Annotated in this window: 19 protein-coding genes; 10 read left to right on the top strand and 9 right to left on the bottom strand. The window is 70.2% G+C overall.

Annotation, left to right across the window (positions count from 1 at the left end):
* Positions 1-25: 25 nt before the first annotated feature.
* Entirely contained in the window at positions 26-1,450 is a 1,425-nt protein-coding gene (locus AWQ68_RS23230) for an MFS transporter (protein ID WP_169808975.1), read from the top strand.
* Between the two features lie 107 nt (positions 1,451-1,557).
* Here AWQ68_RS23230 and AWQ68_RS23225 read toward each other — a convergent pair whose 3' ends face one another.
* Complete coding sequence (locus AWQ68_RS23225; RefSeq protein ID WP_066943562.1) at positions 1,558-2,370, bottom strand: alpha/beta fold hydrolase; 813 nt, start codon at positions 2,368-2,370, stop codon at positions 1,558-1,560.
* Positions 2,371-2,496: 126 nt separating this feature from the next.
* Between AWQ68_RS23225 and AWQ68_RS23220 the strand changes: the two genes are divergently transcribed.
* From AWQ68_RS23220 to AWQ68_RS23205, 4 genes are all read left to right on the top strand, one after another.
* A complete protein-coding gene (locus tag AWQ68_RS23220) occupies positions 2,497-3,174 on the top strand; it encodes a TetR/AcrR family transcriptional regulator (protein WP_066943560.1) in 678 nt (225 codons plus the stop codon).
* Positions 3,171-3,620, top strand: a complete 450-nt coding sequence (locus tag AWQ68_RS23215) for a Tn3 family transposase (protein ID WP_066943558.1) — start codon at positions 3,171-3,173, stop codon at positions 3,618-3,620. The genes AWQ68_RS23220 and AWQ68_RS23215 overlap by 4 nt, the downstream gene beginning before the upstream one ends.
* A 165-nt stretch (positions 3,621-3,785) precedes the next feature.
* The gene (locus AWQ68_RS23210) at positions 3,786-5,006 is read left to right on the top strand and encodes an NAD(P)/FAD-dependent oxidoreductase (RefSeq protein ID WP_066943556.1); all 1,221 of its coding nucleotides are present in this window, start codon (positions 3,786-3,788) and stop codon (positions 5,004-5,006) included.
* 21 nt (positions 5,007-5,027) lie between these two features.
* Positions 5,028-5,996 carry a sigma-70 family RNA polymerase sigma factor gene (locus AWQ68_RS23205; RefSeq protein ID WP_174554136.1) on the top strand — a complete coding sequence of 323 codons (969 nt, stop codon included), beginning with the start codon at positions 5,028-5,030 and terminating at the stop codon, positions 5,994-5,996.
* A gap of 254 nt (positions 5,997-6,250) precedes the next feature.
* Here AWQ68_RS23205 and AWQ68_RS23200 read toward each other — a convergent pair whose 3' ends face one another.
* Together AWQ68_RS23200 and AWQ68_RS23195 are read right to left on the bottom strand one after the other, a co-directional pair.
* Complete coding sequence (locus AWQ68_RS23200) at positions 6,251-6,736, bottom strand: hemerythrin domain-containing protein (protein WP_066943552.1); 486 nt, start codon at positions 6,734-6,736, stop codon at positions 6,251-6,253.
* A gap of 388 nt (positions 6,737-7,124) precedes the next feature.
* Positions 7,125-8,021, bottom strand: coding sequence for an alpha/beta hydrolase (locus AWQ68_RS23195; RefSeq protein WP_066943661.1), 897 nt, complete (start codon positions 8,019-8,021; stop codon positions 7,125-7,127).
* A 117-nt stretch (positions 8,022-8,138) separates the two neighbouring features.
* On the opposite strand from AWQ68_RS23195, the gene AWQ68_RS23190 reads away from it, so the two are divergent.
* Entirely contained in the window at positions 8,139-9,173 is a 1,035-nt protein-coding gene (locus tag AWQ68_RS23190) for a PucR family transcriptional regulator (RefSeq protein WP_066943550.1), read from the top strand.
* A 97-nt stretch (positions 9,174-9,270) separates the two neighbouring features.
* Here the strand turns inward: AWQ68_RS23190 and AWQ68_RS23185 are convergent, their stop codons facing one another.
* The 3 genes from AWQ68_RS23185 to dnaE form a co-directional block, all read right to left on the bottom strand.
* Entirely contained in the window at positions 9,271-9,729 is a 459-nt protein-coding gene (locus tag AWQ68_RS23185) for an MFS transporter (protein WP_066943548.1), read from the bottom strand.
* Between the two features lie 67 nt (positions 9,730-9,796).
* Positions 9,797-10,117 (bottom strand): DUF6300 family protein, encoded by a 321-nt coding sequence (locus AWQ68_RS42670; protein ID WP_066943546.1) that lies wholly within the window; start codon positions 10,115-10,117, stop codon positions 9,797-9,799.
* Complete coding sequence (gene dnaE, locus AWQ68_RS23175) at positions 10,114-13,644, bottom strand: DNA polymerase III subunit alpha (RefSeq protein WP_281217718.1); 3,531 nt, start codon at positions 13,642-13,644, stop codon at positions 10,114-10,116. The genes AWQ68_RS42670 and dnaE overlap by 4 nt, the downstream gene beginning before the upstream one ends.
* A 122-nt stretch (positions 13,645-13,766) precedes the next feature.
* Between dnaE and AWQ68_RS23170 the strand changes: the two genes are divergently transcribed.
* Positions 13,767-14,729, top strand: a complete 963-nt coding sequence (locus AWQ68_RS23170; protein WP_157545607.1) for a LysR family transcriptional regulator — start codon at positions 13,767-13,769, stop codon at positions 14,727-14,729.
* A gap of 334 nt (positions 14,730-15,063) precedes the next feature.
* Here AWQ68_RS23170 and AWQ68_RS23165 read toward each other — a convergent pair whose 3' ends face one another.
* The gene (locus AWQ68_RS23165) at positions 15,064-15,822 is read right to left on the bottom strand and encodes an SDR family oxidoreductase (protein ID WP_066943542.1); all 759 of its coding nucleotides are present in this window, start codon (positions 15,820-15,822) and stop codon (positions 15,064-15,066) included.
* 14 nt (positions 15,823-15,836) lie between these two features.
* Positions 15,837-16,355 carry a carboxymuconolactone decarboxylase family protein gene (locus tag AWQ68_RS23160; RefSeq protein ID WP_066943540.1) on the bottom strand — a complete coding sequence of 173 codons (519 nt, stop codon included), beginning with the start codon at positions 16,353-16,355 and terminating at the stop codon, positions 15,837-15,839.
* 221 nt (positions 16,356-16,576) lie between these two features.
* Here AWQ68_RS23160 and AWQ68_RS23155 point away from each other — a divergent pair, with 221 nt between their 5' ends.
* The 3 genes from AWQ68_RS23155 to helR all read left to right on the top strand — a co-directional run bounded on the left by AWQ68_RS23155 (position 16,577) and on the right by helR (position 20,299).
* On the top strand, positions 16,577-17,533 hold the full coding sequence (locus tag AWQ68_RS23155; protein ID WP_066943538.1) for an RNA polymerase sigma-70 factor: 957 nt from the start codon (positions 16,577-16,579) through the stop codon (positions 17,531-17,533).
* A 181-nt stretch (positions 17,534-17,714) separates the two neighbouring features.
* Positions 17,715-17,954 carry a glycosyltransferase gene (locus tag AWQ68_RS23150; protein WP_066943536.1) on the top strand — a complete coding sequence of 80 codons (240 nt, stop codon included), beginning with the start codon at positions 17,715-17,717 and terminating at the stop codon, positions 17,952-17,954.
* 194 nt (positions 17,955-18,148) lie between these two features.
* Complete coding sequence (helR, locus tag AWQ68_RS23145; protein ID WP_066943534.1) at positions 18,149-20,299, top strand: RNA polymerase recycling motor ATPase HelR; 2,151 nt, start codon at positions 18,149-18,151, stop codon at positions 20,297-20,299.
* 86 nt (positions 20,300-20,385) lie between these two features.
* On the opposite strand, the gene AWQ68_RS23140 is transcribed toward helR, so the two are convergent.
* On the bottom strand, positions 20,386-21,024 hold the full coding sequence (locus tag AWQ68_RS23140; RefSeq protein ID WP_066943532.1) for an NAD(P)-dependent oxidoreductase: 639 nt from the start codon (positions 21,022-21,024) through the stop codon (positions 20,386-20,388).

The raw sequence follows: 21,024 nt of genomic DNA, 5'->3' as shown, positions 1-21,024 counted from the left end.
CCCCTCACAAACCCGCCGTTGGCGGATGCTGGCACTGTTGGGCGCGGCGTTCTTCATGACCATCCTCGACGGCACCAGCCTGCTCACCGCTCTACCCGCGATCGAACACGGCCTTCACCTGCACGGGCCCGCCATCCAATGGACCGTGACGGCCTACGCGCTGGCCTTCGGCGGGCTGCTGCTGTCGTGCGGCCGCGCCGCGGACCTGCTGGGCCGCCGGCGGGTGTTCATCGCCGGGATGCTCCTGCGGGTCGTAGCCTCCCTGGCGTGCGGGCTCGCCCCATCCATCCAGGTCTTGGTGGCCGCCCGTGTACTGCAGGGCGTCTCGGCCGCGATCATCGCTCCCGCAGCATTGTCGATGGTGATGAACGCCTTCCCGGAAGGAGCCGAGCGGAACAAGGCGCTCGGTATCTGGGGCGGTCTCGGCGGGCTCGGCGCCACCGCCGGTCTCCTGCTCGGCGGCATCATCACAGACACCCTCGGATGGCAGTGGGTGTTCTGGATCAACGTCCCGGTCGGGGCCCTCGTACTGGCGCTCGCCCCCACCATACTATGCGAAAGCCGAGATCGGGCGGGCTCCCGCTCCTTCGACATCGCTGGGGCACTAACCATCACCTCGGCGCTCGCCCTGCTCGTATACGTAATCACCCGGATGCAGACATCCGGGTGGGCGAACGGGAAGACCGCCGGACTACTGGTCGCCGTGGTCGTGCTGGTCTGGCTGTTCATCCTGATCGAGAAGCGATCGGCGGCCCCGCTCGTTCCCTTCCGGGCGCTGCGCTCGCGCATGCTGATCGGCGGCAACCTCCTTCTACTCATCGCCGGCATGGCCGTCGACGGCATGCTCATCACCCTCACCTCCTTCGTACAGCAGGTGCTCGGCTGGCCGGCGGCGCAGTTCGGGCTGGTGACCGCGATGATGACCGTCACTGCGGTGGCCGGCGCCCTGCTGAGCCAACGGGTCGTGACCAGACTCGGACTGAGGCGGGTGGCTGCCGCCGGGACCGTCCTGCTCGGCTGTGGCTGCCTGCTGCTCACCCGCATGCCGGCCGGCGGCCCGATGAGTCTCCTGCCGATCGCCCTGTGCCTCTTCGGGGCGGGAATGGGCGCCGTCACGGTCTGCGCACAGATCGCCGCACTGACCGGCGTCACCGAAAACGACTCAGGCCTGGCCGCCGGTTTCGCCGACACCTCTTTCGCCGTCGGCACCGCCCTCGGCACTGCCATCTGCGCCAGCGTCGCCGCCGCCCGCACGTCCGCGATCAGTGGACCGGCACCGCTCGCGCTCACCGCCGGACAGCATGCCGCGTTCGAAGCAGCCGGCGTCTTCGCCGCTATCGCCTTGATCACCGCGTTGACGCTCCTCAGCAAGCGATCCGACCGATCTCGCACTGTGTCGGCGGACGCAAGCGGGAACGTATCTGCCAGGGCACCGTCGACCTCACCTTGATCTACGGGACACACCTGGCCCGCTTCTTGGCCTGATTCCTGTTCCGTCGTTCGTGGAGGGCCGGATCACCCGCGCCGAGATCAGGTACTCGCACGCCAGCCGGCGAGTCATGCTCCGATGCCCGCGCCAGAGGGCCTGGCGGTTCGGGCGAGGAAGTCACTGATGACCTTCAGCCATTGCTGAGGCTGCTCGGCGAACGGCAGATGCCCGGTGGGGACTTCAGCGATCTCGGCGGCGGGGATGGCTGCGGCCAGCTCACGCTGCAGGGCCGGGGAGATGAGCGGGTCTGCGGTGGTGACGATTACGAGGGTCGGCGCCGTGATGTGCGCGAGGTCGCCGCGGACGTCGATCCTGCGCACCAGGTCCACCTGCTCGGGGGTGCCGGCGGGTAGAACGGGTGCGAGCTGCTCGGCGGCGGCCTGAACCTGAGCGGGGGTAAGGGCGTTCAGGGCTGGTTCGCCAAGCGCCATCAGATTCAGGTAGGCGGCGAGCACGGTGTGCTGACCGGTTGCGAAGAGCTGCTGCCAGATGGAGGCGGCCAGCTCGGTGCGCGTGTCGGCGTGCGCGAACGTCGCGCTCAGCACGAGCGAGCTGACGCGCTCCGGGTACCGCGCGGCGAGGCGGATCGCGACCGGGCCGCCGAGTGAGTACCCGCTGACCGCGAAGGTGTCGAGCCCTTCGGCGTCGGCCGCCGCGATGAGCTGATCCACCAGCTCATCGGCTTCGAGGCGACGCGGCGACGCTGGGGTGGCACCGGAGCCGGGGTAGTCGACCCCGACGACGGTGTGCCGCGCGGCGAGCCCTTCCATGATCGGCCCGTAGTTGGCTTCGATGCTGCCGCCCGCACCGTGGGCGAGCAGGAGGCCGGGGCCGTCGCCTCGGACGGTACGAGCGAAGGCGGCCGGGGTCGGCGTCGTCATCAGGAGTTCCTTTCAAGGGGCTGCTTGCCGCACCCGACAGCTGTAGCGATCGCTAAAGCTAGATGCGGGAACGACCGTACCAGAGCTTCTTTAGCGATCGCTACAGCCAGCCGGTAGGCTGTGGCCATGAGCAGTGCGAACACCCCGTCCAAGGTCACCAAGAGGGGGGACAAGCCGACCCGCCGCGCGTTCGACCGCGATCAGGCCTTGGCCGCCGCCCTGCGGGAGTTCTGGACACACGGGTACGACACGACGTCCATCGCCTCATTGACCGAGGCGATGGGGATCAGGCCGCCGAGCCTGTACGCCGCTTTCGGTGACAAGCGGCAGCTGTTCGAGGAGGCCGTCGAGCTCTACGCGCACACCTATGGCACCGCGCCGCCGCACGGATCGGATGGCCGCTCGGCCATCGCCGCGATGTTGCAGCACCTCGCCGCGGACTACACCGACCCGAGCCATCCGCCCGGCTGCCTCATCATCAGCGCTGCGACCAACTGCGGCCCCGGCTCGCAGGACATCAAGGCCAAGCTGCGCGCCATGCGCGAGGAGGCCAAGGCCGCGATTGCCTCCTGCATCCGCGTCGACATCGACGCCGGGCGCCTCCCCGCCGCCACGGACGCCGACGGGCTGGCCGCCTTCTACGCGGCGGTCATCCAGGGGATGAATCAGCAAGCCTGTGACGGCGTGGACCGTAAGACACTGCAGCGCATCGCCGACGCCGCGATGGCGGCGTGGCCGGCAGCACCGCCCCCGGCCACCACAAGTGCGACCGACCGGAGAGCCGGCCGGCCGAGCCAACCGTGACGCTGTTCTCCTGGACCGGCGCCGACCAGTCGTTCACCTCGGTCACCGGCGGCGAGGGCCCGGCTGAAGGACCTGCACGTCACGATCGCCGCTTTGCTGGTCGCACACGGCTGCAACGTCGGCTACACCCCGTCATCGGCGGTGTCGACGCGCTGAAGTTCGGCCTCCTGTCCCACGTCGACCAGGCGTACCTCAGACTGGCGCCCTATCGGGCGGCGAACGCCACGCTGATCGAACACCAGGCATCCATTCCGCTCGCGCAGGCGTGGGGCGGCGGTCTGGTCGCCTCGGTCGACGGCATGCGGTTCGTGGTGCCGGTGCCGAGCGTGTACGCGCGGCCGAACCCGATGTACTTCGGGCGCCGCGGCGGCGCAACGTGGCTGAACCTGCTCAACGACCAAGCCGCCGGGCTGTGCGGCGGAGTGGCGGCCGGCAACCCCGCGTGACTCCCTGTCCGTGCTGAGGAGTGACCGTGCCCGTGGCGGGGGTGGGGCCACGTTGGGCGGCGCTCCTGCCTGTCTGTGACCCACGCCACATGTATTTCCTGTCAGCAATCGGGGCGCCGTTCCGCTCAACTCATGCAAGAGCAAGCGAAGCGACCGGAGGAACACATGAAGCACCGCATCGTCGTCCTCGGCGCCGGCTATGCCGGGGCCTACGTGGCCGGGAACCTGGCCCGCCGGCTGTCCCCGGCGGACACCGAGATCACCGTGGTCAACGCCGAGCCGGACTTCGTCCAGCGAATGCGGCTGCACCAGCTCGCGGCCGGCCAGCAGATCAAGGCTCCCAGGCTTGCCGACGTCTTCGCGGGCACGGGGATACGGCTGCGCGTGGCCCGTGTCACCGCCGTCGACCCCGAGCTCCAGGTCGTCGCCGTGGCCGACGCCGACGGCGGCGGCGAACTCGGCTACGACACGCTTCTCTACGCGCTCGGCAGCCACGGGGACGACCACGGCGTCCCCGGCGTGGCCGAGCACGCCTTCGACATCGCCGCCCGGCCCTCGGCGCTGCGCCTGCGCGAGCGCCTGGACAGCCTGAGCAGGCGGGGCGAAGCCGGGAACGTGGTGGTCGTCGGCGACGGGTTGACCGGCATCGAGACCGCCACCGAGCTCGCCGAATCGCGGCCCCGCCTGTCGGTGGCGCTGGTCGCCCGCGGCGAGCTGGGCGCCCAGCTCTCCGCCGGAGCCCGCAGCCACCTGCGCCAGGCCTGCGACCGGCTGGGCATCACCGTCCTTGAGCACACCAGCGTCGAAGCCGTCGAAGCGACGCGGGTGCTGTGCGCCGACGGCACCGTCCTGACGTCCGACTCAACCGTGTGGACGGCCGGGTTCGCGGTCGACCCCATCGCCGCCGCCGGCGGGCTGGAGGTCACCGAGAACGGTCGGATCGTCGTCGATCGCACCATGCGGTCGGTCTCGCACCCGAACGTCTACGCCATCGGCGACAGCGCCTACGCCATCGGCGACAACGGCCGGCCGCTGCCGATGTCCTGCGCCTCGGCCGGCTACACCGGCCGGCAGGCCATCGAGGCGATCGTGGGACGCCTGACCGGCCGCAAGATCGCGAACACCAAGCTGGTCTACACGTACAACCACATCAGCCTCGGGCGGCGGGACGCGATCTTGCAGATGGTCGACGACGAAGGGCAGGCAAAGCCGAAGCACATGGGCGGCCGGAAGCCCGCGCGGATCAAGTCGGGCATCCTCAGGACGTCGCTGTGGGCCACCTCCCACCCCACCTTCGGCATGCCCAAGCGCAAGCACCGCCTGGCCGCCGCGACGGGCGCGACCGCCGAGAAGGCCGTCGCGTCCGCCGAGAAGGCGATCGCGTAGCCGCCTCATAGGGTGTTCCGCGTGGACAGCACCGCCACTGATCGCTTCGACACCAGTCGGTTCGGGGTCGGTCGCTTCGAGGCCGGCCGGAACCGGCTGGCCTCGCTGGCGTACCGTTTGCTGGGCTCCGCCGCCGACGCCGAAGACACCGTGCAGGATGCGTTCCTGCACTGGCAGGCCGCCGACCGCCAGCGGATCAAGGTGCCGGAAGCATGGCTGACCAAGGTCGTCACCAACCTGTGCCTCGACCGGCTCCGCTCGGCACAAGCCCGCCGCGAACGCACCGTCGGCACCTGGCTGCCCGAACCGCTCCTCGACGGCGACCCGATGCTCGGCCCGGCCGACACTTTCGAGCAGCGCGAATCGGTCTCGCTGGCGGTGCTGGTTCTCATGGAGCGCCTGTCACCCGTCGAGCGGGCCGTCTACGTCCTGCGCGAGGCGTTCTCCTACGGCCACGCCGAGATCGCCGAGATCCTCGAAATCACTGAGTCCGCAAGCCAGCAGCACCTCCACCGGGCCCGCCGCCGCATCACCGCCGCGCGCCGCCGCGGCGGCGAGGTCGACCCGGCATCCGCCCGCAGGATCGTCGAGGAGTTCCTCGCCGCTGCCTCCTCGGGCCGCACCGAACGGCTGGTGGCGCTGCTCACCGACGACGCGATCGCGATCTCCGACGGCGCCGGCCTGACCGAGACGCTGCTGCGGTTCGACACTGCGCGGCGCATCGCCGCCGTCGTACGGGCCGGGTTCAAACCCACACCCGCGAAACGGCGACTTGCCGGCGGCACGCCCGCCATCCACTACGCGCTCGTCAACGGCGCTCCCGCCATCCTCTTCGTGCTCGGCGACCAGGTCGTCGGCGCCGTGGCGTTCGACATCACAGGCGGCAAGATCGCAACCGTGCGCGGCATCGCCGCGCCCACCCGCCTCGCCCGCCTCACCGAATCCTGGCGGCGGCACGAACCGGACACGCCGCTCATCGCCCGGTGGTGACCCGACGCCGACCGCGGCCGGGCACAGCACCCGCGCCGCGAATCGCGCACGCATGATCGGCATCAGCATCCCCATCCGCTAGCCGGCTCGCCTTCGCGCGCCGGCCGTCGGCCGTCGGGCACCAGCACGCGCGGCGGCCCGGGGTGACGCGCACCGCCTGGTCGCCGGTCGCCTCGGGGATGCCATTGTCGATCACGATGTTGCGTTCCCGGTCGTGAGGGGCCGCCGCAGCTGCGTGGCGAGCCGGCGGCACCTCAGTGTCCGGGGAAGTGCGTCAGGGAGTTGAGAACCGGGACGAGGTAGTGCTCCTCGCGGTCGAGGTGAGTGAGGAGTTCGACCGACAGGCGTTCCAGATCCGTATGGAAGTCCGGGGCGGAGGGGGTTGCGGCCACCTTGCGGAGATCGGCCAGGAGGGACGCCATGATGCGGTGATCGGAGGTCAGGCGATCCAGCACCTCGGACAGTTCGGGATGTTCCTGGGTGAGGAAGGGGAAGACCGACCGGTCCTCGGTGGTGTGGTGAGCGTCCAGGGCCTCGCAGAAGGAGAGGCAGTGGCTGTGGAGCCGTTCGGACAGGAGAAGCGGGTCGGGGATGTCACCGTCGGCAGAGAGCTGTGACGCCTCCTCTCGCAGGGCGGCGATATCGCGGCGGAGTTCGTCGTGAAGGGCGATCAGATGATCGCCGAAGGCGCTCAGCCGGGAGCGCTCGGAGGCGGTGGCGGTGTGCGGCTGGTCAGGCATCGGAGGGTTCCTTACGTTGCAGGTGGGCTGGTTTCGATCACTCGTAGGGTCGAAAAGCTCCGGGGACGCCGGCGTGGCTGTGGGGGTTCCAGCCCCGAGCCGGCTTGATGGGATTGGCCGCCCGGCGGCCCGCGACGACTCGGCCAGGCATGGGGATGCGCGCGACAAGGTCGCTTGGTAAGGGCGCGCTGACGAGGACGTCTGCTGGGCCGGGACCGGGTACGACTTCGGAGGTGGCCGGCTTGGGCCACCTCAAACCTCTCCACCGGTGACACGGCGCGGGACGCCCGGGAAGCCGTGTCACTTCTCACTGATCCACCGGCGGGCCCCGCTCGGGCTCGCCCGCGGCCGGGCCTCGGGAGTGGTCGGCCCGGCCGGGGCGACGATCTCAGGAGGTCAGGGCGCGGCGCAGGGCCGCGGCGAGGCCGGCGATCTGCCGCTGAGACACCTCGGCGGACAGGATCGCCTGTGAGCCGTGGAAGGTGCCGGGCCACTGGTGCAACTCGACCGACACGCCCGCCTGCAGCAGGCGCAGCGCGTAGTCGATGCCTTCGTCGCGGACCGGGTCGAACTCCGCGGTGGCGATGTAGGCGGCCGGCAGGCCGGACAGATCGGCGGCCCGCGCCGGGGCGGCGTACGGTGTGGCGGGCGCCGAGCCCAGGTAGTGCCGCCACGCTGTGGTGATTTTGTCGCGATCATGCCAGGGCGTATCGGTGAAGTGCCGCTGCGACCACGTCTCCTGCCCGTCGTCGAGCCCGGGCTCGTTGAGCAGTTGGAAGCGAATCGGCGGCCCCTGCCCATCACGCGCCCGCAACGCCACCGCGGCCGCGAGGCCCCCGCCGGCACTGTGGCCTCCGACCGCGATCCGCTCCGGGTCGATGCCGAGCTCGGCGGCGTGCTCGTATGCCCAGGTCAGCACAGCGTAGGCGTCGTCCAGGGCGGCCGGGAACCGATGCTCGGGGGCCCGACGGTAATCCACCGAGATCACCACCGCGCCGGAGCCGTCGGCGATCCGGGCGGCCCATGGGTGCTCGGTGTCCAGATCACCGAAGACCATTCCGCCGCCGTGCAGCCAAACGATGGCGCCTCGGGCCTGGCGCGGGCGATAGATACGGACCGCCACATCCGGATCGGCGGGCACCGTGCGGTCCTCGATCTCCATGTTCGAGGTGTCCGGTGCCGGCCTCGCGGCGGCACGCTCGGCGAAGGCCTTGCGTGCGGTGACCGGGTCGGTCAGGTCGGTTTCTGGGAGAAACGGGATGAATGCTTCCAGTTCGGGATCCATGCCGTCCATCCTCACGATCGCCCCCTCCTAGATCATCCGCCGTCCGTCGGACATCCCACCCAGATCGCGCACCGATCGGCGCTCATCCTCCTGCCGCGGAGGCCCTATCCTCCTGCCATGCAGGCCCTGGTCGAACATCTGCCGCACCTGGATTCGCACGTCCAAGGCACGATCCGTGTCGTCGCGTTCTACGACACACTGATGCGCCGACGAGTGGATCTGCCGGCGCTCGCCCGGGCCTCGGCGGGCCTGGCCGAGTGCGTGGCCGGGATCCGGCTGCACGGCACGGGGCGGGTGATCCGCATGGCGCCTGACGGCAGACAGGCGTCCGCTCCATCGCCACCCGCGTCCACGACCGCGCCGATCACGCTCGACGAGGAGGAGATCGGCACGGTGTGGCTGGAACGCCCCGGCCCGCCGAGTCCGCTCGATGAGGTGCTACTGGACCGGCTCGCCATCGCCGCCGCGGCGGTCGTCGAGCGGTACGGCCCGGCCCGCACCACGATGGCCGACCCCGCCCTGGTCGAACTGGTGATCAGCTCCGACAGTGACGAAGCGGCCAGAGCCCGGGCGCTACGGCTCCTGGGTTTCGCCGCCGACCTGCCGGTCCACGTCGTGGCCGTACGGTCGCGGCTTCCGCTCGACCAGGTCGGCGGCCTGGTCTGCCCGGCCCGCCTGGTCAAGGCGGCACCGCTCGCTGACGTGGGCGTCATCCTCGCCACCACTGTGGACCCGGCCCGGTTTCCGGCAGGCGTACGCGCGGGCATCGGCGCCGCCACGAGCCCCGACCGATCCTGGCAGCAGGCCCGCACCGCCCTCCGCTTCACCACCCCGCGCCAGCCGGTCGTCCATTACGACAGCCTGGGCGCGATCGCGTTGCTCGCACAGGTGCCCCACGACGCCGCACGAGACAACGCCGACGTGGCCGCGATCGCCCGCATCGCCGACAGCCCAGAAGATCTGGAGACCCTGGACGCCTACTGCGCCACCGGCTCCCTACGCCGGGCCGCCGACCTTCTCCACCTGCACCACAGCAGCGTCGCCCGCCGGCTCGACCAGATCGGAAAGACCCTGGGCATCGAACTCACCGAGCCCACCGGATTGATGCGGGCCAGGCTCGCCCTCACCGCACGACGGCTGCTCGACGACTGAGGCGGAGCGCAGGGACGGCCGAATTGACCGCTACCCGGCCACGGCATCGTGGGACCTGTTCGAGCGGGCGCCGCCGACGTACGGCTTCCGCGGCCGGCTACGTCTCGGCGGCCCTGCTCGGGCTGGTTGCCACTGTCTCGTCGGGATGCCGCGCGTTGGGCGTCGGCTGAGCGGGCAGCAGCAGGCCGGGGAGCAGCCCGAGGGCGGCGACCGCGGCCAATGCCAGCAGTGCGGGTTGAGCTGTGTGGGCGGTCCCGGCCAGGGCCTTAAGTGGTGGAGAACTCGCGGCCGCGAACGCCTCCGCCTGCATCAGGCCGGCGGCGACGGCGATGCCGAGGGTGGGGCCGATGTTCATGGCGGTCTGCTTGAGACCTCCGACGACTCCGGCGTACCCGGGAGGCGCGTCACCGACCACGGTCCCGGTGGCGGTGACCATCACAGTGGCGAAGCCGCCGCCCAGCAGGGCGAAGGCCGCGCCGCTCCACGTCCAGGCGGTGGCCGAGGTGAGGCAGGACATGCTCAGGATGCCGAGGGTGACCAGGACGGAGCCGGCCACGGCGGTGCGGCGCGGCCCGTACCGCCGCAGCGCCGACCGATCGTGCCGCCGGAGCTCGACGATGGGGTCATAGTTCGCCGCGGTACCAGGCCTCGACCTCGGCGTCCAGCGCGTCCTCGTCCGGCTTGGGCGGCCTCGCCCGATCGATCCAGCGGAGCAGGCCCGGCACGAGTTGGGCCACGCTCTCCGGCCGCACGGTTCCGTGGACGGCGAAGTACGTGACAACGGGGCCGGCGAGCGGGTCGGCCGCGTCGCAGCGGGCGCACACGAGGACGTCGCTGACGCCCCGGACCTGGTTTCCCGACGCGTTCGTCCAGGTGTGGGGCAGGCGGAGGACGGCGAGGACGCTGTCGGTACGGCAGCGCGGGCAGGCCCAGTCGCCGATCACGCTCCGCCGATCGCGTCCGCGCCGAGCAGCGCCTTGACATCGCCGTAGAACGCCGGTTCCGGAGCGACCCGGAAGGGCTGGAGGTGCATCAGCACGCTCGCGGCGCCGTGGCGGAGCAGCCGCACGTGTACGGGCGCCCGGCCGGGGTGGGTGGTCAGGATGTGCCGGAACTCCCCGACGAGCCGCGGGTTCAGCCGGGTCTCCTGGATCGAGATCACCACGGCGGGCTCGGTGTCGGCCCGGGACACGTCGAGGACGGTGATCTCCTCGCCGTAGACGCTCATCGTCTCGTCGCGTACGTTGATGCGGCCCCGTACGGAGATGACACGGTCCTGGGCCAGCGCGTCGCCGTACAGGGTGTAGGTCTTGGGGAAGATCAGACACTCGACGGCGGCGTCGTGGTCCTCGAGGGTGACGATCGCCCACGGGCTGCCCTGCTTGGTGACCTTGCGTTGCAGACCGGAGACGATGCCGCTGACCCTGGTCACTCCGTCCTGCCGCCCGGAGGCCAGCAGGTCGGCGATGGTGGTGTCGCGGTTGGCGTCCAGCACGTGTTCGGCGCCGTCGAGCGGGTGACTGGAGACGTACAGGCCGAGCATCTCGCGCTCGAAGGCGAGGAGGATGGCCTTGTCCCACTCGCCCTGCGGGATCGCGATCGAGAAGGCGCCTCGCTGGCTCGGCCCGCCGAACAGCGAGTCCTGGCCGTGGGCCTCGTTCCGCTTGACGTCGACGACCGCGTCGACGGCCTGCTCGTGGACCGCGACCAGGGCCTTGCGGTGATGCCCCAGGCTGTCGAACGCGCCGGCCTTGGCCAGTGACTCGATGACGCGTTTGTTGCAGACGACGGCGGGGACCTTGGCGAGGAAGTCGTTGAAGTCCGTGTACGGCCCCTCGGCCTCGCGCGCGGCGACGATGGCGTCCACGACTCCGGCTCCGACGTTGCGCACCGCGCCCAAGCCGAACCGGATGTCGGAGCCGACGGCGGCGAAGTCCAACTGGCTGGCGTTGACGTCCGGCGGCAACACCCGGATGCCCAGGCGCCGGCAGTCGGACAGGTAGACGGCCATCTTGTCCTTGTCGTCGCCGACCGACGTGAGCAGCGCGGCCAGATACTCCTGGGGGTGGTTGGCCTTCAGGTACGCGGTCCAGTAGGAGACCAGGCCGTACCCGGCGGTGTGCGACTTGTTGAAGCCGTAGCCGCTGAAGGGCACCAGCACGTCCCAGACCGCCTTGATCGCCTCGTCCGAGTAACCGCGTTCGCGCATCCCGGCGGAGAAACGGTCCCACTCGGCGTCCAGGACCTCCTTCTTCTTCTTGCCCATGGCGCGACGCAGCATGTCGGCGGCGCCAAGGGAGTACCCGGCGAGCTGCTGGGCGATGGCCATGACCTGCTCCTGGAAGACGACCAGGTGGTAGGTGTCGCCCAGGATGGGTTCGAGCGCCCCCGCGAGTTCCGGGTGAATCGGTTCGACCGGCTGCTTGCCGGTCTTGCGCAGGGCGTAGTTGGTGTGGGCGTTCATCTCCATCGGGCCGGGCCGGTACAGCGCGTTCACCGCGGCGATGTCGGTGAACGTGGTGGGTTGCATGAGTTTCAGCAGGACCCGCATGCCGCCGCCGTCCAGCTGGAAGACCCCGAGCGTGTCGCCGCGCGCCAGCAGCTCGTACGTCGTGGCGTCGTCGAGCGGGACGTCGAGGATGTCGATGTCGACGCCCTTGTTGGCTCGGACGTTGGCGATCGCGTCGCCGATGACCGTGAGGTTGCGCAGGCCGAGGAAGTCCATCTTCAGCAGGCCCATGTCCTCGGCCTGGGTGAAGGGGAAGCCGGTGATGACCGGGCCGTCCGCCTTGGGCCTGACCAGCGGGATCACGTCGATCAGGGGCTCACTGGAGAGGATCACGCCGGCGGCGTGGACGCCGGTGCCCCGGGTGAGTCCCTCGAGGCCGGCCGCGGTGTCGATCACCTGTTGGCTGTCCGGGTCCTGCTCGTACATCTGGCGCAGCTCGGCCGCCTCGCCGTGGCGGGGGTGGCGCGAGTCGTGGATGGCGGCGAGCGGGATCTCCTTGCCGCCGACCGCGGCGGGGAAGGCCTTGGTGATGCGGTCGCCCAAGGCGTACGGCAGGCCCAGGACGCGGCAGGAGTCCTTGATCGCGGCCTTGGCCTTGATGGTGCTGAAGGTGACGATCTGGCAGACGCGGTCGTCACCGTATCTACGGGTGACGTAGTCGATCATCTCGTCGCGCCGCCGGTCGTCGAAGTCGAGGTCGACGTCCGGCATGGTGACGCGTTCGGGGTTGAGGAAGCGCTCGAAGATCAGTCTGTGCTCGATGGGGTCGAGCTGGGTGATCCCCGTGCAGTAGGCGACGATCGAGCCGGTGGCCGAGCCGCGCCCCGGGCCGAGGCCGATGCCCTGCTCCCGGGCGTGCCGGCAGATGTCGGCGACCACGAGGAAGTACCCGGGAAAGCCCATGGTCTCAATGACCGACAGTTCGTGGTCGATGCGGTCGAGCACCTCCTGGGACGGCCGGCCGTCGTAGCGGCGGCGCGCCCCCTCAAGGGTCTGCGTGCGCAGCCAGCTCGACTCGCTCTCCCCATCGGGGACGGGGAAGCGGGGCGTCAGATCCCGATGGGCGAAAACCTCGCCGTAGTCGCCGATCCGCTCGGCGATCAGCAGCGTGTTGTCACAGGCGCCCAGCACCTCGCCGTCCCACAGCGCCCGCATCTCCTCGGCGGTCTTGATGTAGTAGCCGCTGCCGCCGAACCGGAAGCGGTCGGCGTCGGCGATCCGCTTGCCGGTACCGACGCACAGCAGCGCGTCGTGCGCCTGGGCCTGGCTCTCGGTGACGTAGTGCGAGTCGTTGGTGGCCAGGGGCGGCAGGCCGAGCTCCTTGCCGAGCCTGAGCAACTCGTCGCGCACCCGGCGCTCGATGGCGAGGCCGTGATCCATCAGCTCCAGGAAGTAGTTGTCCTTCCCGAAGATGTCGCGGTACCGCGCGGCGGCCTCGACCGCCTTGCCGTACTGGCCGAGCCGCAGCCTGGTCTGCACCTCCCCCGACGGGCAGCCGGTCGTGGCGACGATGCCCCGGCCGTGCTCGGCGAGCAGTTCGTCGTCCATGCGCGGATATTTCTGGACGTGGCCTTCCAGCCAGGCCCGGGACTGGAGGCGGAACAGGTTGCGCAGGCCCTCGGCATCGGCGGCCCACATCGTCATGTGCGTGTAGAGGCCCCGCCCGGAGACGTCGCCGCCCTCGCCGGTCTCGTCGTTCGACCGGCGCAACGCGAGGTTGTCGCTGTAGTACACCGGCTGCCGATGCCGCCGGGAAGCCGGAGCGACATAGCTCTCGATGCCGATGATCGGTTTGATCCCCGCCTTGCGCGCTGACTGATAGAACTCGTACGCCCCGTGCACGTTGCCGTGGTCGCTCATCGCCACGGCGGGCATCCCCTGCCGGGATACCTCGTCCATCAGCAGACCGACCTTGGCGGCGCCGTCGAGCATGCTGTACTCGGTGTGCACGTGGAGATGCACGAAGGATCCCACTGAATTCCACGCCCCCTGGTTGTAGGCTCTCCCGCGACCCCGAGCATTCGACCCGAGAGCAGGAGCGGTTGTCCAACAACCGACACACCGATATGTCCCAACCGTTGGTTGTGGATGAGGCGACGACGGACCTCGATCTCGGCACCGTCCGCGCCTTCGTCGCCGTCACCGAGGACCGGTACTTCGGGGAGGCCGCGGCCCGGCTGGGCATCAGCCAACAGGCCGTCTCCAAGCGGATCGCGAAGCTTGAGGCCGATCTCGCCGTGAGGTTGCTCGTCCGCTCACGCAACGGAGCCGATCTCACCGAGGACGGCAGGGCCTTCCTCCCGCACGCGCGCGCCCTCGTCGGCATCGCCGACCAGGCACTCGAAGCGCTGCGGGGCCGGCGTCGCGCGCTCCGGATGGACGTGCTGGACACCCGGCTGTCCTCCATCGATCTGATCCGGGCGTTCCATCAGATCGTCGAGGACGCGGACATCGAGGTCGTCACGTCCAACGGGCTCAGATCCGCGCGCCGCGCGCTCCTCCACGGGTCCGTCGACGCCGCCGTCGCCCGCGTCACCGGGACGCTGGAGGAGGACCTCCGGCACGTGCCGGCGTGCCTTGAGCCGCTGCATCTGCTGGTCGGCCGGGACCACCCCCTCGCCGGCCTGCGCGAAGTGGAGATGGAACGGTTGTCCGGATCGACCGTGTGGATGCCCGGCAACGTCCCCGGCAGTGAGTGGGCCGAGTTCTACTGCTTCCTGGGTGCCGAGTTCGACATCCGGATCGACACCTCAGGGCCGGATTTCGGCTGGGAGTACTACGTTGAGGGAATCGGCTCCGGCGAACGCATCGGGTTCGTGGGTGAACAGATGCGGGTGCCCTGGCACCCGCGCACCGTCCAGATCCCGATCGTCGACCCCGCGCCGGTGTACCCGTCCTCGCTGCTGTACCACCGGCAGAACCGTCACCCGGTGCTGGCCCCGTTCATCGGCTTCATCGTGAGCAATTTCCAGCCGTTCGACCCGCGACGCCAGTGGCTGCCCGAGCCCGACCGCGCCGCCTTCGCCGCGGCTCCCCCGCTCCGGTAGGTGTATTGACCCGCAGGGCACACCATCCCCGAGCTGAAGAGCCGGCGGGCCAACCTGCAAGCCCGTGGCAGCAGGGGCGGCCGACCCGTCGGCTTCGACAAGAGGATCTACAAGCGCAGGAACGAACGCCCGCCACACCAGAAGCGCGGCGATGATCTGCAGGACCATCGCGACCGAGACGACGCCTCCCGTGGCATGGTGCAACTGGCGGCTGCCCTCGTTGGACAGGAGCTGTGCAGTGAGTCCCGGGGCGAGGACCGGAGGGAGCCCTTGTTCTCGGGGCTCCGGGCCGTGGAGTTCCGAGAACAAGGACAGGCCGTGCCGTACGGCCTGCTCAGGGTTGGCTGGCGAGCCAGTCCTGGAAGGTGGGTCCGGCGAGCTTGGCGTGCGGGCTGGGCAGGAACCCGCCCTCGGCGGCGATCTCGGCGTCGGGCATGCCGGAGCCGTCGACGCCGACGACCTTGATGCCTCGGCGGGCGCCGAGGAGCCCGGCCGCCTCCGCCATGGTCTCCTCGCGGGGTCCGGCGATCTCGGGGATCGGCGTTCCTGGAGTGGGCTCGCCGGGGTCGAGGGCAAGGTCGACCAGTTCCTCGGCCACGGTGCGGCAAGCCACGAGCTGCGTGGGCAGGGCCGGGACGTAGGCGACATCGCCCTGCTGCCAATCCAGGAGCTGGCCGACGAACTCGTGGAACTGCGCGGCCCGCAGAATGCGGACGGGCAGCGGACCGGACAGGAGGAGTTCCTCGTGCACCTTCTTGGCGGCGAGGAAACCGGCGGTGGCCTTGTCGACGCCGATGATGGACGCCACGGCGATCTGGGCGACCCCTGCCTTCTGGCCGTACTCGTGCAGATTGCGGGCCGATGTGCGGAAGAACTCCGTCGCCGCCTCCTGATCAGAGGCGTGCCACGAGGCGACGTCGATGATGGCCTCGACCCCGGTGAGGGCCTCGGCGAGACCCTCACCGGTGATGATGTCCACGCCGGTGGCTCGGGACATCGGTACGACCGGGTGCCCTCGCTCAGCGAGGACGTCGACGACGTGGCGGCCCAGCCGCCCGGTTGCTCCTGCGACCGCGAACTTGGTGATGCTCATACTGTGTGCCTTCCTTACTCGCTGTAGTTCCGGCCGGGGGGCATGCCGGGGATCGGCTTGGCGATGAGAGCGGCGGGGGTGAAGAAGCCGATGTGGGCGATCGCCATGATGAGCGTCCAGAGCGCCTTGTCGTCGTAGTGCGCGGACGCCTTGGCGTACAGCTCATCGGGGACGCGCTCGCCGGACGGGTTCGGGGTGAGGACGGCCTCCACGAGCTCCAGCGCGACCCGTTCGGCGTCGGTGAAGTAGGTGGCGTCGTGCCAGGTGGCCACGGCGGTGATGCGCTCTTCTGATTCCCCGGTCCTGCGGAGGTTGCCGGTTTCGCGGATGGTGAAGTAGGTGCTGCCGAGTATCTGCCCGGCGCGCAGCTGCAGCAGGTGGATGGTGACCTGCGGAATCGAGCCGTTCTTGATGACCTTGTGCAGGCCTTCGCCGGCCACCGCCATCTCGGGGACGAAGGGGAGGGGGTTGGGCATACGCGACCGCAGGTCCTCCTGCTTGGTCGTCGTGCCGGTCGCCGTGGATGTGGACATGGTGAGGGCTTCCCTTCTCGATCTCAACTCGTGATGGTGCGTGCCGTAGCGCCGTGCGGATCGTTCGCGCGGCGCCCTGACGAACACGAGACGTCGGCGCCCCGAGCCCTGTGACAGGGCCGACATGTGACATAGGCCACCTACCGTGGGTGTTACAAAGCGGTGGGGGCCGGCGTCTCGTGCGTGTGGGAGGACCTAGAGAGAACAGGCAGGAGCCGGGCATGAGCGAGCGCAACAAACGACGTGCGGAGCCGGCCGAGCCGCTCAATCGTGCCGACCGCGTCGGCTCCGTGGACTCCGTGGACTCCGCCACCGAGGCGTTCGTTGCCCACCGCAACCTGCTTTTCACGGTCGCCTACGAGATGCTCGGCTCGGCCGCCGACGCCGAGGACGTCCTGCAGGAGACCTGGCTGCGATGGGTGGACGTCGATCTGGCCACCGTGCGGGAGCAGCGTGCCTACCTGGTGCGGGTCGTCACCCGGCAGGCGCTGGACCGGCTGCGTGCGCTCGGCCGGCGGAAGGAGTCCTACGTCGGGCCGTGGTTGCCCGAGCCGTTGCTGACCGCGCCCGATGTGGCCGAGGATGTCGAGCTCGCCGAGAGTGTCTCGATGGCGATGCTGCTGGTGCTGGAGACGCTCGCGCCGACCGAGCGGGCGGTGTTCGTGCTGCGCGAGGTGTTCGGTCTGGAGTACGACGAGATCGCCGAGGCTGTCGACAAGAGCCCGGCCGCGGTCCGGCAGATCGCCTACCGGGCACGGGCACACGTCGCGGCGCGCCGGCCACGCGGTATCGCCTCCCCGGCCGAGACCCGAGCCGCGCTCGGAGCCTTCCAGCGCGCGGTCGAGACCGGCGACCTGCAGAGCCTGCTCGACATCCTCGCGCCGGACGTCGTCGCCTTGAGCGACGGCGGCGGAGTCAAACATGCCTTGCTGCGGCCGGTCGTGGGGGTCGGCGCTGTGGCTCGGCTGCTGGCCGTCGGCTGGTGGAAGCGCGACGCCGAAAGGTCGGTCGAGCTGGTGCAGATCAATGGTGGCCCGGGGCTGCTCGTCCGAGTCAATGGGGAGATCGACGGCGTGGTGGCGATACGGCTCGAGAACGGCTACGTCACCGGCGCGTACCACGTGCGCAATCCCGAGAAGCTGTCGCGCATGGAGCGGGAGACCGCCGTAACGCGGTGAGCGTGGCGAGCGCCCAGAGCCGGGATGAAGGGAAAGGGGAATACCCGCGCCTTTCCACTCTCAACGTATAGCGCACCGGGGGGCTTGCGGCAAGACCCCGGTCGTGCCGCAGAATCGTCGGCCGAGGCCGGAACCTGGTCGCCGGCCGAGTGCCGGAATCTGCGGAAACGGGGGACGCGGAATGCGTGTGTTGTTGTCGACGTATGGGTCGCGCGGGGACGTCGAACCGCTGGTGGCACTCGCGGTGCGCTTGCGGGAACTCGGTGCGGAGGTGCGGGTGTGTGCGCCGCCGGACGAGGACTTCGCGCAGCGGCTGGCCGGTGTCGGCGTGCCGATGGTGCCGGTCGGCCGGTCGGCGCGCGCACTCACCACCGCGCCGTCGCCGTCGCCGGCGGACCTGCCCCGGCGCGCATCCGCGTGAACCACGCGGGACAAGTCGAGCCAAGGACCCAGAACACGAGAACCTGCGAACCCCGGCGACCTGAACCGACAGCGGCCATGGGATCCACGGTCAGGCGGAGCGTTGCCCGTCATGACCCACCAGGCCCGTCACACCGGTTCGGACGCCTTGGTGCGCGTATTGGTCGCAAGCGACCTGAGATCGGAGCTGATGACGTGAACCGCGCGACTACCAGCGCGTTTGACCTTCCCGAGAGCCTCTCCCGCAAGGCCGACCCAACGCTGATCGCCGACGATGAGCAGCACTTCGCTGCCATCGCGCAGAGCCTCGAGCGGTCGATCGCCGAGCTGTCCGACCGCCTCGATGCCGAGCGCAAGGCGCCCGGCGGCAAAGGCCGGCAGGCGCTGGACCGGGACATGGAGATCCACCGGCTGACCGCTCGCCTGCGCGTACTGCGTCGCTTCGGTTTGGACCTGTGCCTCGGACGCATGGTCAGCGCGGACGACTCCGAGCCCGTGTACATCGGACGACTCGGCCTTACGGACAGCGCGGGTCGTCGGCTGCTGCTCGACTGGCGCTCCCCCGCGGCCGAGCCGTTCTTCGGAGCCACCCACGCCAACCCGATGGATCTGGCCAGCCGCCGCAGGTATCGGTGGACCCGCGGCCGGATCAGCGACTACTGGGACGAGGTGTTCACCTCGGACGGGTTCGAAGGGCACGCCGCGCTCGACGACCAGTCCGCCTTCATCGCCAGCCTGGGCGGGCACCGGTCGGCACGGATGCGTGACGTGCTCGGCACCATCCAGGCCGACCAGGACGCCATCATCCGTGCGGGATCCCGCGGCGCTCTCGTCGTCGACGGCGGCCCGGGTACGGGAAAGACCGTCGTCGCTCTCCACCGCTCCGCCTACCTCCTCTACTCCGACCCTCGCCTCGGTCACCGCCGGGGCGGCGTGCTGTTCGTCGGTCCGCACCAGCTCTACCTGGCCTACGTCGCCGACGTCCTCCCCAGCCTCGGAGAGGAGGGCGTGCAGACCTGCACCCTGCGGGACCTCGTCACCGAGGGCGCCGCGGCGGCGATCGAGACCGACCCGGACGTGGCCCGCCTGAAGTCGTCCGGGGACCTGGTGAAGGCGATCGAGCCGGCCGTCAGGTTCTACGAGAACCCGCCCACCAAGGGGATGACGGTCACGACCCCCTGGTCCGACGTCTGGTTGAGCCCGGACGACTGGGCCGAGGCGTTCCAAGCGCCGGAATCCGGCACTCCGCACAACGAGGCGCGTGACCAGATCTGGGAAGAGCTGCTCACGATCCTGGCGGACAAGCACGATGACGACGAAGCACCGGCCGACCTGCTCCGCAAGTCGCTGCTGCGGAACAGGGAGCTGCTCACGACCTTCAACCGTGCGTGGCCGCTGATCGAAGCGGCCGACCTCGTCGGAGACCTGTGGTCGGTGCCCGCCTACCTGAAGCTGTGCGCGCCCTGGCTCAGCCCCGACGACATTCGGAAGCTGCAGCGCGAGGACGCCCAGGCATGGACGGTGTCCGACCTGCCGCTCCTGGACGCGGCACGGCAGCGGCTCGGCGACCCGGAGGCGTCACGACGCAAGCGCCGGCAGGAAGCCGCTCTCGCCGCCCAACGCGAGCGCATGGCCCAGGTCGTGGACAACCTGATCGAGGCCGATGACGACGGCGAAGGCCTCGTGACGCAGCTGCGCCGAGAGGACCTCCGGCGCAATCTGGTCGACGAGTCCGAGCTGCCCACCGTCGAGCCGGACCGGCTGGCCGGCCCGTTCGCGCACATCGTCGTGGACGAGGCTCAGGAACTCACGGACGCGGAGTGGCAGATGCTGCTGCTTCGGTGCCCCTCCCGGAGCTTCACCATCGTCGGGGACCGTGCCCAGGCCAGGCACGGGTTCACCGAGTCGTGGCAGGAACGGCTCGAGCGGATCGGGCTGGACCGGATCAACCTGGCCACCCTGAGCATCAACTACCGGACGCCGGAAGAGGTCATGACGGAGGCCGAGCCGGTCATCCGGGCCGCGCTCCCGGACGCCAACGTGCCGACCTCCATCCGCAGCGGCGGCGTCCCCGTCGTCCACGGATCCGCCTCGGATCTGAGCTCGATCCTCGACACCTGGCTCGCCGCACATGCCGAGGGAGTCGCCTGCGTCATCGGCGACCCCACGTTCCGGGAGACGCCCCGCGTCCGGTCGCTGACCCCGGAGCTGTCGAAGGGGCTCGAGTTCGACCTGGTCGTCCTCGTCGACCCGGAGGCGTTCGGCGAGGGCATCGAAGGAGCGGTCGACCGCTATGTCGCGATGACCCGGGCGACCCAGCAACTCGTCATCCTCACGAGCTCCTGACGTCGGCCGGATGCGCCGAGCCGGCGGCGCCGGGTGGTCGCCGCCTTCCCCAGCCGGGGCGAGCGTGACCTCGCCCCGGTGTGCCGTCAGGAACCGCGGTGTGGCCGGGCGCTCCCGCCGCAGACGTTGACGGCCACGCGGTACAGGCCGCGGTCCTGGGCGATGTCCAGGAGCGCGGTGGCCACGTCGGCCCTGGTCAGCGCACGCGGTTTGGCCGGAAGGCCGCGGTTGACCTGTACGGAGCCGGTGGCGGACCGGTCGGTGAGCCTGGTCAGCCGGACGACGGTCCAGTCGAGATCGCCGGCGGCGACGGCCTGTTCCAGGTCGCGGGCGTCGGCGTACTGGGTGGCCAGCAGGCGGCGCAGCAGCCACATCGTCAGGTACGGCCGCCGGGCGACGATCGGGTACGGCGTGGTGACGACCAGCCGCCGTACTCCGGTCTCGGCCATGGCCTGGACGACGGTACGGGTCGCCTGGGCCGCCCGGTGCGGGTCGCGGCTGTCACCGCCGTTGATGATGGAGATGACGGTGTCGGCGCCCGCGACGGCGGTGCGCATCCGGTCGGGGTCGCGGCCGTCGCCCTCGACGACGGTGTGCGGTTCCACGTTCTCGGGCAGGCCGGCGGCGTTCCTGGTGAACGCGGTGACGCGGTGGCCGCGGCGCAGCGCCTCGGCCAGGACATGGCGCCCGGTGCGTCCCGTGGAGCCGATGAGGGTGACGTTCAC

Source organism: Microtetraspora fusca, from assembly GCF_001570365.1.
Classification (GTDB): Bacteria; Actinomycetota; Actinomycetes; order Streptosporangiales; family Streptosporangiaceae; genus Microtetraspora; species Microtetraspora fusca.
This window is presented reverse-complemented; position numbering and strand designations above follow the sequence as displayed.